Origin of the sequence: Sphingomonas sp. 179-I 2A4 NHS (genome assembly GCF_045369135.1) — a bacterium.
Classification (GTDB): domain Bacteria; phylum Pseudomonadota; class Alphaproteobacteria; order Sphingomonadales; family Sphingomonadaceae; genus Sphingomonas.
This window is the reverse complement of sequence record NZ_JBIQFL010000003.1, coordinates 391,396-403,540: the sequence shown is the minus strand read 5'-3', so window position 1 is coordinate 403,540 and position 12,145 is coordinate 391,396. Positions and strand designations below refer to the sequence as shown.

General features: G+C 66.9%; 15 protein-coding genes. 5 read left to right on the top strand and 10 right to left on the bottom strand.

Going from position 1 to position 12,145, the window contains the following annotated elements; genetic code table 11:
- Nucleotides 1–149 precede the first annotated feature (149 nt).
- Nucleotides 150–1,664 (top strand): peptide MFS transporter, encoded by a 1,515-nt coding sequence (locus ACH0CP_RS08180; protein WP_294443767.1) that lies wholly within the window; start codon nt 150–152, stop codon nt 1,662–1,664.
- 19 nt (nt 1,665–1,683) lie between these two features.
- The gene (locus tag ACH0CP_RS08175) at nt 1,684–2,364 is read left to right on the top strand and encodes an NnrU family protein (RefSeq protein ID WP_294443750.1); all 681 of its coding nucleotides are present in this window, start codon (nt 1,684–1,686) and stop codon (nt 2,362–2,364) included.
- Here ACH0CP_RS08175 and ACH0CP_RS08170 read toward each other — a convergent pair.
- The 4 genes from ACH0CP_RS08170 to ACH0CP_RS08155 all read right to left on the bottom strand — a co-directional run bounded on the left by ACH0CP_RS08170 (nt 2,361) and on the right by ACH0CP_RS08155 (nt 4,487).
- On the bottom strand, nt 2,361–2,900 hold the full coding sequence (locus tag ACH0CP_RS08170) for a molybdenum cofactor guanylyltransferase (RefSeq protein ID WP_294443753.1): 540 nt from the start codon (nt 2,898–2,900) through the stop codon (nt 2,361–2,363). The genes ACH0CP_RS08175 and ACH0CP_RS08170 overlap by 4 nt on opposite strands.
- A 91-nt stretch (nt 2,901–2,991) precedes the next feature.
- Entirely contained in the window at nt 2,992–3,357 is a 366-nt protein-coding gene (locus ACH0CP_RS08165) for a glycine zipper 2TM domain-containing protein (protein WP_365928428.1), read from the bottom strand.
- Nucleotides 3,358–3,670: 313 nt separating this feature from the next.
- Entirely contained in the window at nt 3,671–4,099 is a 429-nt protein-coding gene (locus ACH0CP_RS08160) for an OsmC family protein (protein ID WP_294443758.1), read from the bottom strand.
- Between the two features lie 79 nt (nt 4,100–4,178).
- Nucleotides 4,179–4,487: a glycine zipper 2TM domain-containing protein gene (locus ACH0CP_RS08155; protein WP_406875508.1), complete on the bottom strand. Its 309-nt coding sequence runs from the start codon at nt 4,485–4,487 to the stop codon at nt 4,179–4,181.
- Between the two features lie 187 nt (nt 4,488–4,674).
- Between ACH0CP_RS08155 and ACH0CP_RS08150 the strand changes: the two genes are divergently transcribed.
- Nucleotides 4,675–5,211 carry a hypothetical protein gene (locus tag ACH0CP_RS08150; protein ID WP_294445246.1) on the top strand — a complete coding sequence of 179 codons (537 nt, stop codon included), beginning with the start codon at nt 4,675–4,677 and terminating at the stop codon, nt 5,209–5,211.
- 39 nt (nt 5,212–5,250) lie between these two features.
- Here the strand turns inward: ACH0CP_RS08150 and dapD are convergent, their stop codons facing one another.
- Both dapD and ACH0CP_RS08140 read right to left on the bottom strand, forming a co-directional pair.
- The gene (gene dapD / locus ACH0CP_RS08145; RefSeq protein WP_294445245.1) at nt 5,251–6,072 is read right to left on the bottom strand and encodes a 2,3,4,5-tetrahydropyridine-2,6-dicarboxylate N-succinyltransferase; all 822 of its coding nucleotides are present in this window, start codon (nt 6,070–6,072) and stop codon (nt 5,251–5,253) included.
- Complete coding sequence (locus ACH0CP_RS08140; protein ID WP_406875507.1) at nt 6,069–6,734, bottom strand: pyrimidine 5'-nucleotidase; 666 nt, start codon at nt 6,732–6,734, stop codon at nt 6,069–6,071. The genes dapD and ACH0CP_RS08140 overlap by 4 nt, the downstream gene beginning before the upstream one ends.
- Before the next feature lie 130 nt (nt 6,735–6,864).
- On the opposite strand from ACH0CP_RS08140, the gene ACH0CP_RS08135 reads away from it, so the two are divergent.
- A complete protein-coding gene (locus tag ACH0CP_RS08135) occupies nt 6,865–7,860 on the top strand; it encodes an LLM class flavin-dependent oxidoreductase (protein ID WP_294443608.1) in 996 nt (331 codons plus the stop codon).
- 89 nt (nt 7,861–7,949) lie between these two features.
- Here the strand turns inward: ACH0CP_RS08135 and ACH0CP_RS08130 are convergent, their stop codons facing one another.
- On the bottom strand, nt 7,950–9,326 hold the full coding sequence (locus ACH0CP_RS08130) for an ATP-binding protein (RefSeq protein WP_294443607.1): 1,377 nt from the start codon (nt 9,324–9,326) through the stop codon (nt 7,950–7,952).
- A 42-nt stretch (nt 9,327–9,368) separates the two neighbouring features.
- Here ACH0CP_RS08130 and ACH0CP_RS08125 point away from each other — a divergent pair, with 42 nt between their 5' ends.
- Nucleotides 9,369–9,641: a hypothetical protein gene (locus ACH0CP_RS08125; RefSeq protein WP_294443606.1), complete on the top strand. Its 273-nt coding sequence runs from the start codon at nt 9,369–9,371 to the stop codon at nt 9,639–9,641.
- Here the strand turns inward: ACH0CP_RS08125 and ACH0CP_RS08120 are convergent.
- The 3 genes from ACH0CP_RS08120 to ACH0CP_RS08110 all read right to left on the bottom strand — a co-directional run bounded on the left by ACH0CP_RS08120 (nt 9,614) and on the right by ACH0CP_RS08110 (nt 12,139).
- Nucleotides 9,614–10,279: a response regulator transcription factor gene (locus ACH0CP_RS08120; RefSeq protein ID WP_406875506.1), complete on the bottom strand. Its 666-nt coding sequence runs from the start codon at nt 10,277–10,279 to the stop codon at nt 9,614–9,616. The two genes, ACH0CP_RS08125 and ACH0CP_RS08120, sit on opposite strands and share 28 nt — an antisense overlap.
- A 60-nt stretch (nt 10,280–10,339) precedes the next feature.
- The gene (locus tag ACH0CP_RS08115; protein ID WP_294443604.1) at nt 10,340–10,636 is read right to left on the bottom strand and encodes a hypothetical protein; all 297 of its coding nucleotides are present in this window, start codon (nt 10,634–10,636) and stop codon (nt 10,340–10,342) included.
- Nucleotides 10,637–10,939: 303 nt separating this feature from the next.
- Entirely contained in the window at nt 10,940–12,139 is a 1,200-nt protein-coding gene (locus ACH0CP_RS08110) for an acyl-CoA dehydrogenase family protein (protein WP_294443603.1), read from the bottom strand.
- Nucleotides 12,140–12,145: the final 6 nt, after the last annotated feature.

Genomic DNA, 12,145 nt, shown 5'->3' with positions numbered 1-12,145 from the left:
GCTAGGCTCGCCACTTCCGGGGCGACCGCCCCGATCGTAATCACCTGGGGAGCGTATCCTTGCCCATCATTCCCGCGATCGCGTTAGGGTTTCTCGCGATCCTGCTGGCCGGCGGTGCCGCCGCCGCGACCACCAAGGGCCCCGAGTTCATGGGGCACCCGAAGGGGCTCTACGTCCTGTTCTTCGCCGAGATGTGGGAACGCTTTTCCTACTACGGCATGCGCGCGCTGCTGATCTTCTACCTGACGAAGCACTGGCTGTTCGACGACGGCAAGTCGAACCTCATCTACGGCGCCTACACCAGCCTCGTGTACATCACGCCGGTGCTCGGCGGCTATCTCGCCGATCGCTATCTGGGTCAGCGCAAGGCGGTGCTCTACGGCGCCGTGCTGCTGACGTTCGGCCACCTGTTGATGGCGGTGGAAGGTGACGGCGGCCAGGGATCGGCCGCGATCAACGTCTTCTGGCTGGCGCTCGCCTTCATCATCGTCGGCTCGGGCTTCCTGAAAGCGAACATCTCGGTCATCGTGGGCCAGCTCTATCCGCTGACCGACGTTCGCCGCGACGGTGCGTACACGATCTTCTACATCGGCATCAACACCGGCGCCGCGATCGGCACGATCATGGCCGGCTGGCTGGGTGAAACCTATGGCTGGGCCTATGGCTTCGGCGCCGCCGGCGTCGGCATGCTGCTTGGCCTGATCGTCTTCATCCTCGGCAAGCCGCTGCTGCTCGGCAAGGGCGAAGCGCCGAACCCGCTGACGAAGAAGAAGGAATTGTCGCTGTACGGCCTCGGCCTCGCCGCGATCGCGGTGATCTGGGCGCTGATCCAGTATCAGAGCGTGATCCAGACGCTGCTGATCATCTCGGGCGTCGCCTTGCTCGGCTATGTGCTGTTCGAAAGCTTCAAGCTCGAGCCGCACGCGCGCGATCGCATGTTCGCGGTGCTGTTCCTGATCGCGTTGAATCCGGTGTTCTGGGGCCTGTTCGAACAGGCCGGCGGCAGCCTCAACCTCTACACCGATCGCTACGTCGATCGTGGCGGGGTCCCGGCATCGCTCTTCCAGTCGATCAACCCGATCTACATCGTCCTGCTCGGCCCGATCTTCGCCGGGCTGTGGGTATGGCTCGGCAAGCGCGGGCTGGAGCCGTCCGCGCCGGCCAAGTTCGGCCTTGCGCTGGCGCAGGTCGGCCTGTCGTTCCTGGTCTTCGTCTGGGGCGCGAACACCGTCGGCGTCGAAGTCGCGACGCCGGTGTTCTTCGTCTTCGCGATCTACTTCCTGCAGACGACCGGAGAGCTTTGCCTGTCGCCCGTCGGCCTCAGCGCGATGAACCGGCTCGCCCCCAAGCACCTCGCCAGCCTCATCATGGGCGCGTGGTTCTACATGACGGCGGTCGGCAATTTCGTCGCCGGCAAGATCGGCGAGGCGACCGGCGGCGAAGGCGGAGAGATGACCAAGGAGGGCACGCTCGCCATCTATTCCACGATCGGCTGGTGGACGATCGGCATCGCGGTCGCGGTGCTGGCACTCAGCCCGCTGGTGCGCCGCTGGATGCATCTCGATACGCTGCGCGACGAGGCGGGCCATGGCCTCGCGGGGGAAGCCGAGCTGGCCGAGCCGCAGGCCGCAGGGGTCAACACGGCAGGCGAAACACGCCGATAAGCTAAAAGGGGGGAAGAGGATGGGAAATGTCGTCGCGGCAGCAATCGCCTTCGTTGGGACGCATTTCCTCCTCTCCCACCCGTTGCGCGCGCCGCTGGTGCGCGCGGCCGGCGAAAAGGGTTTCCTTGGCCTCTACAGCCTCGTTTCGCTGATCACCCTGGTCTGGCTGGCGCTCGCCTATCGCGCGGCGCCAGCCGAAGCCCCGCTCTGGCCGGTCGGTGATGGCCTGTGGGCGCTCGGCACCGTGCTGATGCTGGCCGGCGCGATCCTCTTCATGGGCTCGCTCGTCCGCAATCCCGCGCTGCCCGAAGCGAAGACCGATGTGGTGCCGGAGGCACGCGGCGTCTTCGCCATCACCCGCCACCCGATGATGTGGGGGTTGGCCATTTGGGGCCTCGTCCACATCCTCGTCTTCCCTGATCCGGCGAACATCGTGCTGGCCGGCGCGATCATCATCCTCGCGCTAGTCGGTGCGCATCTGCAGGATCGCAAGAAGGAGGCGCTGCAGCCCGAATTCTGGCGCGAATGGGAACGGCGCACCAGCTACTGGCCGTTCCTCGCCATCGCGCAGCATCGCGCGCGCATCGGCAAGATCGGCATGCATGCGCTCGGCGGCGGCGTCACCGTCTGGCTGGTCGCCACCTGGGCGCACCTCCCGCTCGCCGGCTGGCCCGCCGGCATCTGGCGCTGGATCGGCTAAGCGCCGCTTAGCCCGTCCAGATCCGCCACCGTATTCACATTCGCCGGCAGCGTCTCCAGCACCACCGATCGCGCGCCCACCGCCGCTGCCCAGTGCCGCACCGCGCGCGACCGGTCTTCCGCCAACCAGGCGTCCAGCGCGCCTGACAGGGTGGTTGGCCACCAGCCGATCACCGGCAGCCCATCCACCACTGCCGCCCCCTCGCCCGCCAGTGCGTGCGCAAGATCCAATGGCAGCAGCGGCGTATCGCACGGCACCGTCAGCACCGCGTCGAACCCGTGCGCACGCCCCCAGTGAAGCGCGCCGGCAATGGCCCCCAGCGGCCCCAGGCCATGGGCCGGCCGATCCTGCACACGCGCCAGCCCCGCATGATCGCGGCCCACCACCACCACACCATCCGTCTGCGGCGCCAGTCGCGCGATCACATGGTCGATCAGCGGCCGTCCCTCGAACAGCGCCAGCGCCTTGTCCGATCCGAACCGCCGCGCCTCGCCGCCGGCCAGCACCGCGCCCAGGACTGTCAATTCGCCACTCACGCCTGTGGCTCTAGCCTCCCGCGCTACCAAAAGCGACGAGGCCCAGCGATCGCCCGCTGAGCCCCGGCTCCCTTTTCTGCTCACTCACCGATCAGCGGCAGATCACCTGCCCACGATCGATTGCATTGCCGAGCGCCGCACCCGCGCCCAGCCCGATCAGCGCGCCGACGGTGTTCGAATCGCCATTGCCGAGCAGGCTGCCCAGAATGCTGCCGCTGATCCCGCCGATGATCAGCCCGGTCGTCCCGTCGCTGCGCCGGCAATAATAGCGCCCGTTAAAGCCGCGATAGATGCGGTCGTACCGCCCCAGACGCCGCGGCCGATAATAGCGGCCGTCACGGTAATAATGGTCGGCATAATACCAGGGCTGCCCCGGCGGCGGCCGGTTATAGTCCCAGCGGCGCCACTGCCTCCAATTGTTGCGCCAGTTTGACGGCAGCGGGGCCGGCGGCCGCATATTCGGCGGGCGGTTCCACGCCGGCCCACCCGGCGGGCGTACCGGCCCGGGCCCTTGCGCTCCCGGCGGCCGCACCGGGCCGGGCCCCTGCGGACGGGGCGGTGGCCCCGCACCCGGTCCGCCCGGGCGTCCGGGCGGCGGTTGCCCGGGAGGGCCCTGCGACTGCGCCGGCGCAGCAGCGAAGGTTGTCGCGACCAGCGTAGCAACAACGAGCAGACGCATGTTTCTCTCCCGTCCTGTGAACGAAAGAGCATCCGCGTGCGCGCCGCCGTTGCCGATACGTTAAGCTACGTACGGGCAACGGCGACGATGGTCATTCCGCCAGCGAATGTGTCAGCGTGATCTCGCAGTTCAGCACCTTGGACACGGGGCAATTCGCCTTGGCATCCGCTGCGATCTTCTCGAACTCGTCGGACGAGATGCCCGGGACCGAGGCCCGCAGATCAAGCGCGGACTTGGTGATCGAAAAGCCGTCGCCGTCCTTCTCCAGCGAGATCTTGGCGGTCGTTTCCAGCGTGCCCTTGTCGTGCCCGGCGCGCGCCAGCGCAAAGCTCAGCGCCATGGTGAAACAGCTCGCATGGGCGGCGGCGATCAGCTCTTCCGGGTTCGTCCCCGGCGTATCCTCGAAGCGCGTGCCAAAACCATAGGATTGATCGGCCAGCACGCCGGACTGGGTCGAAACCCAACCCTTTCCGTCCTTGCCAAAGCCTTCATACCGCGCGGAACCACTACGTGTCGGCATCTCGTCTTCTCCTCAAAGCGCAAGGGGCGCAGCCTGCATCAGACCGCGCCCCCAGAAACTCAGATGGTGGCAGCGCCGATCAGCGGCAACGCTTGCGGCTGCCGCTGCGCTCGATTTCGCGGCCGGCGAGCGCGCCCACCGCAGCGCCGCCCAGCGTGCCCAGCGTGCGATCGCCGCGCGTATCGATCGTGCGGCCGACCAGGGCGCCCGCAACGCCACCGACGATCAGGCCGGTCGTGCCGTCCGGCTTGCGGCAGCGCCAGCGGCCGTCCGTGCCCTTCCATTCGCGATACTGATAGCGGCGCTGCGCATCGGCATCGGTAGTGGTCACGGCGAGCGTCGGCAGCACCAACGCCGAGGCGCCAAGCGCCAGCATCATCTTACGCATGTAACTTCCCTCCAAGAAGACCCCAAACAAGTGACGGGGTCGTAACGTGTGCTGATGGCGAGGGTTGCATGAACGCAGCACAACGTCCGGTTCATCGCAAAGGCAGCGGCGCGCCGCCGATCACGACTGTCCACGCGGTTCGCAAGATCACTGGCAGAATAGCTGATGCTGTGTCAGCATCATCACCATGCTGATGCTGCTCGCGATGCTTGTTTCTGCGCCGCCTCCGACGGCACAGGCTGATGTGGCAAAGAAAAGCGTCCGCGACGCCGTCTGTACGCAAACGCTCGCGGCGGTGCCGGGCGACCGTTTCAGCCTGATGGCATTTGCCGGGCCCGGTCGCCGCAACGAAACCGGCGTGCTGCTCTTGGTGAATTGTTCTGATCGAAAGATCGTCAGCGTGCGCGATCCCAGCACCTCGCGCCGGCATCTCACGAAGTTTGTCTACGCCCCGGGCGTGCGCCGCCAGCTTCGCCGGGATCCTGACAGCTACGAATTCCTCAACTTCAACGAGCGCCCGAACAATTCCGCGATGGAAGTGACCAGCTACTCCCGCGAAACCTACTGGCGCGGCCCCTGCCGCTTCGACGGGCTGGAACTCACCACCATCGATCCGCGCGACGATCAGGATCGCCGCACGATCACCTTCAGCGTCAACGTGTGCGAGAACCACGTCCTCGCCCTCGTTCGCCCGCCCGAACCGGCCACGCCGCCGCTTCCGTAAGCGGCAGCGGCGCAAACGAGCCCGGCGCCCGCCCCCGCCTCAGTCGCGCAGCAGCTCGTTGATGCTCGTCTTGCTGCGGGTGCGCTCGTCGACGCGCTTCACGATCACCGCGCAATACAGGCCCAGCCCGCCCGAGGTCGTCGTCGTTCCCGGCACCACCACGGCATAAGGCGGCACTTCGCCGATGAACGTCTCGCCCGTCGCGCGGTCGATGATCTTGGTCGAGGCGCCAAGGTACACGCCCATCGACAGCACCGCGCCTTCGCCGACGCGCACGCCTTCCGCCACTTCGGACCGTGCACCGATGAACGCGCCGTCCCCGATGATCACCGGGTCCGCCTGCAGCGGCTCCAGCACGCCGCCGATCCCCGCGCCGCCCGAAAGGTGGACGTTCTTGCCGATCTGCGCGCAGCTGCCCACCGTCGCCCAGGTATCGACCATCGTCCCCTCGCCGACATAAGCCCCGATGTTGACGAAGCTCGGCATCAGGATCGCGCCCTTGCCGATGAAGGCGCCGCGCCGCACCACGCTGCCCGGCACCGCGCGGAAACCGGCATCGCGGAACTCGCCCTCGCTCCAGCCAGAGAATTTCGACGGCACCTTGTCGAACCAGTGGCCAGCGCCCGGCCCGTTGTCGATCAGCGCATTGTCATTGAGGCGGAACGACAGCAGCACCGCCTTCTTCAGCCACTGGTTGACGCGCCAGCCGCCCTCGCCGTCCGGCTCCGCCACGCGCGCCGCGCCCGAATCGAGCAGCGCCAGCGCCCGGTCCACCGCGATCCGCACCTCGCCCGCCGTGGTAAGGCCGATCTCCGCGCGATTCTCCCAGGCTGCGTCGATGGTCGCTTCGAGGTCGCTCATGCCGTCTCCAATATCCCTTCCAGCCACGCCGTCAGGTCGTGGGTCGTGTAATCGATAAAACTGCGGTCCATGTCCGCCGCCTGCTCGGATCCATTGTCGACCCACACGGTCGTCATGCCGATCGCCTTGGCCGGCGCCAGGTTGCGCGCCATGTCGTCGGCGAACAGCGCGGTCGTGGGATCGATGTCGAGCGAGGCGCATAGCCCTTCATAGGCGGAGGCGGCGGGCTTGGGCGCCAGGTCCATCGCGTGGATGTCGTGGATCGCCTCGAAGCTTCGCCCCAGCCCCAGCCGGTCGAGCACGCGCCGCGCATAGGGTCCGTCGCCGTTGGTGAACACCACCTTGCGCCCCGGCAGCTTCGCCACCGCCGCGGCAAGCGGCACATTCTCCTCCAGCACGTCCATCTCCACGTCATGGACGAAGTTCAGGAAATCGTGCGGGTCCACCTGGTGCTCGGCCATCAGCCCGGCCAGCGTCGTGCCATGGCCGAAGAAATACGCCTTCTGGATCCGGCGCGCTTCCACGCGGTCGAGGTCCAGCAGCCGCGCGATGTAATCGGTCATCTTCGCATCGATCTGCGCGAACAGGTCCGCGCTCGACGGATACAGCGTGTTGTCGAGATCGAAGACCCAGGCGCGGATATGGTCAAGGTCCGGCGGCATGGCGGTGCGTTAAGCGGCACGCGCGCATTGGGCAATGCCGATCGCCGTACATCCTCCCCAAGCCCAGCTTGGGCCGGCTGAAGGGCAAAGCACGGTTGCGATCCGCAACCGGTCGGCCCACATTTCGAATATGACCAAATATTCGCTGCTCGATCTCGTCCCCGTCGTCGAAGGCGGCACCGTCGCCGGCGCGCTCGCGAATGCCGCGGATCTCGCGCGCCATGCGGAGGCCAATGGCTACAACCGCTATTGGGTGGCCGAGCATCACGGCATGGCCGGCATCGCGTCGGCCGCCACCGCGGTGGTGATCGCGCACGTCGGCGCAGCGACCAGCACGATCCGGGTCGGCGCCGGCGGCATCATGCTGCCCAATCACGCGCCGCTGCAGATCGCCGAGCAGTTCGGCACGCTCGACGCGCTCTTCCCCGGCCGGATCGATCTCGGCCTCGGCCGCGCCCCCGGAAGCGATCAGCGCGTCGCCCGCGCGATCCGCCGCACGCTCGACAGCGATCCCAACGCCTTCCCGAACGATGTGGTCGAGCTGCAGAGCTATTTCGCGGACGATGGCCGCACCGGCATCACCGCCACCCCCGGCGCCGGCGCGAAGCCCGAGCTGTGGATTCTCGGCTCCTCCACCTTCGGCGCGCAGCTCGCCGCGATCCTCGGCCTGCCTTATGCCTTCGCGTCGCATTTCGCGCCCGATGCGCTGGACGAAGCCATGGCCATCTACCGCCGCGATTTCCGCCCCTCGGCGGCGCTCGACAAGCCGTATGCGATGGCCGGCTTCAACGTCTTCGCCGCGGAGACGCGCGACGAGGCGGAGTTCCTGGCAAGCTCGCAGCAGCAGCAGTTCGTTGCGCTGCGCACCGGCAACCCGGGCAAGATGAAGCCGCCCGTCCGCGGCTATCTGGAAAGCCTGCCGCGCTCACATGCCGCGATCCTGAACTCGGTGCTCTCGTGCAGCGCGATCGGTGACCGCGACGACGTTGCCGCCGGCATTGAAGCCTTCGTCAAGCGCACCGGCGTCGACGAAGTGATGCTCACCAGCAGCATCTACGATCACGAAGCCCGCAAGCGCAGCATCGCCATCGCCGCAGACGCCATGCGGGTAAGGGAAGCGGCCTGACCGCCAACCCCGTCGTCCCGCGGGACGTCGGGGCTGGCCGAGCAACTTGCGCCACCCCGGCCTAGGTCCGGGGTCCGCTCCTTACCCCATCACGTCGCCATCGGCAGCCGCAGCCGCACCAGCAGCCCGCCCAGGTCCTCGCTCTCTTCCAGGCTCACCGTGCCTTCGTAGATCTCCGCCACGTCGCGCACGATCGCGAGGCCAAGGCCGGTCCCCGGCTTCCCCGTATCCAGCCGCACTCCGCGATCGAAGATCCGCATGCGGTCTTCCTCGGGAATGCCCATCCCGTCATCCTCGACGAGGATCTCGACGAACCCGGCCTGCGCGCCCACGGTCACGAACACGCTGCCGCCGCCATATTTCGCGGCATTCTCGACCAGGTTGCCCATGATCTCGTCGAGGTCCTGCCGCTCGATGTGCGCGACCAGGTCCTTCGGCCCGTCCACGTCCACCCGCACATGCGGATAGAGCCGCCGCACTGCCCGCTCGACCGATTCGACACTCGGCCACACCTCCGCCCGGCTGTGCGCCGATCCGCGCCGGCCGACCGCGCGGGCGCGCGCCAGATGATGGTCCACCTGCCGCCGCATCGTGCGCGCCTCGCGCACCACGGTGTCCGCCAGATCGTCCGACTGCGCGGTCGCCGCATTCATGATCACCGTCAGCGGCGTCTTCAGCGCATGGGCGAGGTTCCCGGCGTGGCGCCGCGCTTCCTCCGCCTGCGTCTCGTTATGCGCGACAAGGGCGTTCAGCTCCTCCACCATCGGCGCGACTTCGTTCGGCATCGGCCCGCCAACGCGGTTCGTCCGCCCGCCGCGCATCCGCGCGATCTCCAGCCGCAGCTTCCTCAGCGGCAGCAGCCCGTAGAACGTCTGCAGCGCCGCCAGAACCACCAGTCCCAGCCCAAGCAACAGGAAACTGCGCACCAGCGTGCGGCGTAGCGCGCCGATCTGCGCGTCCAGCCCCTCGCGGCTCTGCGCCACCTGGAACCGCCAGCGCACGTCCGATCCCGGCAGCTTCACGTCGCGCTCGACGACGCGCAGCTTTTCCGCACCGAACTGCGTGCTGTCGTAGATGTGCACCGCGCGATCGTCGTGCGGCTGGCCATAATCGAGCTGCCGGTCCCACAAGGATCGTGACGGAAACGCCTCCCGCCCCTTGGCGGAAACCTGCCAGTAGAGCCCCGAATACGGCTCCAGGAAGCGCTGGTCGGCCGGCTCGCGGTTGAACATCACCTCGCCGTCCGGGCCGATTTCGGCTGAGACCAGCAAGGAACGAAGCACATATTCCAGTTGATCGTCGAAGTTTTGCGTGACGGCAGAAGTCAGCACGCGGTCGAGCGCAAATCCTCCGCCCGCCAGCAGCAAGCTGATCCACACTGCCGCGATCACGATCATGCGACGCGTCAAGGATCCCGCACGCCGGATCTTTGCGCCGTTGTTCACTTCGTCGCGATTCGGAACCATGTCGTCGCCATGATGTTGGGCAGCGGAGAAGGGAGACCAGTCGTGGCGCGTACCTTTCCGTTATATGCCGTCGGGTTCTTGGGCGGTCTTGTCGTCAGCATGCTTGCCGGCTTCCTGCTGGCGTCCTGGGCGATTGCCGGCATCACCCCCGCCTATGCCGTTCCCCCCGCGGTTTCCTCCAGCAACGTCCCCGGCGTCGCCAGCGTGGACTCGAGCCTTGCCGCCCCCGACAGCTGGCGCGAGGCAGGCTATGCCCGCATCGGCCTATGGGAAGAGCCGAGCGATCTTCACGCCGACGGATCTTCCAGGCTGTAACCAAGGCCGCGGATCGTGGTGATCACGTCCTGGCCCAGCTTCTTTCGGATGCGCGTCACGAACACTTCGATGGTGTTCGAATCGCGGTCGAAATCCTGGTCGTAGATGTGCTCGATCAGCTCGGTGCGGCTGACCACCTTGCCCTTGTGATGCAGCAGGTATGACAGCAGCTTGTATTCCTGCGCGGTAAGCTTCACCGGCTCGCCGGCGCGCGTCACCTTGCCCGATCGGGTGTCGAGGCGAACGTCGCCAGCCGTCAGCTCGGACGAGGCGTTGCCGGATGCCCGGCGGATCAGCGCGCGCAGGCGGGCGATCAGTTCCTCGGTCTGGAACGGCTTGGCGACATAATCGTCCGCGCCAGCGTCGAGCCCGGCCACCTTGTCGGACCAGCTGTCACGCGCCGTCAGCACCAGCACCGGCGTCACCTTGCCTTCCTTGCGCCAGCGGTCGAGCACGGTCAGCCCGTCGATCTCCGGCAGGCCAAGATCGAGCACGATCGCGTCGTAATTCTCCGTCGAGCCGAGGAAATGCCCTTCCTCGCCGTCCGTGGCGAGGTCGATCGCATAGCCGGCGCCCTCCAGCGTATTCTTCAATTGCTGGCCCAGATTGGGCTCATCCTCGACGATCAGGACGCGCATGGTGACTCCCGGAAATGAAGAGGGGTGGTTAGCACCGCCGTGGCGTGCGCAAAAGTGTGCTCACTTGCCGGTGCGACCGATCACTTGGCCGGAACGTCCATCCACATCCACCCAGATGACATTGCCGTCCTTGAGGAACTTCAGCGTGTAGATCGCGCTCGGCATCTCGAAATCGAAACCGATATATTGCGCGTCCTTCATCGTCGGGATCACCCGCCGCTCGATGTCCTTGATCGAAAGGATGCGTCCTTCGCGCAACGCCCGCCACGCGGCGATGCCGTCGCGCTGCTGGTCGCCCGGTTGCGCGGCAACGGGCGCGGCCGGCAACAGCAAGGCAAGGGGAATGAGCATCCGCATCGGGGGTGGCATAGCGGTAAGGGATTGAACACCCAGTGAATGCAGCAGCGACGTTCCCGGGCCACACCGTGGCGTCAGGGCAACACCGCCCCGATGCCGCCGGCATCGGCCGTTCGCATAACGCGGCTGCGTTTGGAAAATCCGGACGGCGATCGCCGGTGCGGGCGATAGATCTCGCGACGTCGGACGCCGGACGAACACCGGGGTCCGGAGAGCCGGGGAGCGGCAGCGGCATCGAACCGCTGCATTCCCGTCGCCCGCCGAACCCCGGTAACGATCGTCAGTTGATCCTTCTACATCGCCTCAGCCGGCGAGATCCTTGAACGCCGCGTCCTTGTCCGTCCGGATTTCGCCCGGCAGGCCAAGCACGCGCTCGGCGATGATGTTCTTCAGGATCTCGTCGGTGCCGCCGGCGATGCGCAGGCCCGGCGCGTTCATCACCGCGCCCTGGAACAGCCCCTTCAGCGGCAGCAGCGCGGGATCGTTGATGATCCCATACTGATCCTCCGCCTCCACCGCGGCATTGCCCAGGTCCTGCAGCACGTTGGCGGCGATGATCTTGCCGATCGAGCTTTCCGGTCCCGGCGTCTGCCCGCGGCTCAGCGCGGTCATCGTGCGCATGCGGGTGTTCTTCAGCCCCTCGGACTGGACGTACCAGTCGGCCAGCCGCTGGCGGAACGCGCTGTCCTTGATCAGCGGGCCGTCCGCCGCGTCCAGATCCTTGGCCAGCGCCAGGATCTCCTTCGGGCTCGCCCCGCTCGCACCGCCGACCGCGAGCCGCTCGTTCATCAGCGTGACCAGCGCGACCTTCCAGCCGTCGTCCACCGCGCCCAGCCGCTGCGAATCGGGGATGCGAACGTCGGTGAAATACACTTCGTTGAAGTTCGACCCGCCCGACATCTGGTGGATCGGCCGGATCTCGACTCCCGGCGATTTCAGGTCGAGCCAGAACATCGTCAGGCCCTTGTGCTTGGGCACGTCCGGGTTGGTGCGGACCAGGACGATGCCATAGTCCGAATAATGCGCGCCAGATGTCCACACCTTCTGGCCGTTCACCACCCAATCGTCGCCGTCCCGCACCGCACGGGTGCGGATCGCCGCCACGTCGGAGCCACCCGCGGGTTCGGAGAACAGCTGCGACCAGATTTCCTCCCCGCGCAGCGCCGGGCCGACGAAGCGCTTCTTGGTATCGGCATCGGCGAAGGCCATCACGGTCGGCACGCACATGCCGAGCCCGATGGTGAAATAGCCGTATTGCACGGGGAACTTGGCCTCTTCCTGGCCGAAGATCACCGACTGGATCGGCGTGCCGCCGGCGCCGCCCCATTCCTTGGGCCAGGTGATCTGCGCATAGCCGGCCTCGGCCTTGCGCCGCTGCCACGCCTTGCCCGCCGCCATGTCGTCGGCGTGATTCATCGCCTTGTGCTCGGCGACGTTCTTTTCCAGCCAGGCGCGCGCCTTGGCGCGATACTCGGCTTCTTCCGGGGAATCGTTGAAGTCCATCTCGCT

Bases quoted from the DNA above. Each gene is read 5' to 3' on its own strand.
- ACH0CP_RS08180 (WP_294443767.1), top strand. From the start codon at position 150: ATGGGGCACCCGAAGGGGCTCTACGTCCTGTTCTTCGCCGAGATGTGG.
- ACH0CP_RS08175 (WP_294443750.1), top strand. From the start codon at position 1,684: ATGGGAAATGTCGTCGCGGCAGCAATCGCCTTCGTTGGGACGCATTTC.
- ACH0CP_RS08165 (WP_365928428.1), bottom strand. From the start codon at position 3,357: ATGCGGCCGCCGGCCCCGCTGCCGTCAAACTGGCGCAACAATTGGAGG.
- ACH0CP_RS08160 (WP_294443758.1), bottom strand. From the start codon at position 4,099: ATGCCGACACGTAGTGGTTCCGCGCGGTATGAAGGCTTTGGCAAGGAC.
- ACH0CP_RS08155 (WP_406875508.1), bottom strand. From the start codon at position 4,487: ATGCGTAAGATGATGCTGGCGCTTGGCGCCTCGGCGTTGGTGCTGCCG.
- ACH0CP_RS08150 (WP_294445246.1), top strand. From the start codon at position 4,675: ATGCTGATGCTGCTCGCGATGCTTGTTTCTGCGCCGCCTCCGACGGCA.
- dapD (WP_294445245.1), bottom strand. From the start codon at position 6,072: ATGAGCGACCTCGAAGCGACCATCGACGCAGCCTGGGAGAATCGCGCG.
- ACH0CP_RS08140 (WP_406875507.1), bottom strand. From the start codon at position 6,734: ATGCCGCCGGACCTTGACCATATCCGCGCCTGGGTCTTCGATCTCGAC.
- ACH0CP_RS08135 (WP_294443608.1), top strand. From the start codon at position 6,865: ATGACCAAATATTCGCTGCTCGATCTCGTCCCCGTCGTCGAAGGCGGC.
- ACH0CP_RS08130 (WP_294443607.1), bottom strand. From the start codon at position 9,326: ATGGTTCCGAATCGCGACGAAGTGAACAACGGCGCAAAGATCCGGCGT.
- ACH0CP_RS08120 (WP_406875506.1), bottom strand. From the start codon at position 10,279: ATGCGCGTCCTGATCGTCGAGGATGAGCCCAATCTGGGCCAGCAATTG.
- ACH0CP_RS08115 (WP_294443604.1), bottom strand. From the start codon at position 10,636: ATGCGGATGCTCATTCCCCTTGCCTTGCTGTTGCCGGCCGCGCCCGTT.
- ACH0CP_RS08110 (WP_294443603.1), bottom strand. From the start codon at position 12,139: ATGGACTTCAACGATTCCCCGGAAGAAGCCGAGTATCGCGCCAAGGCG.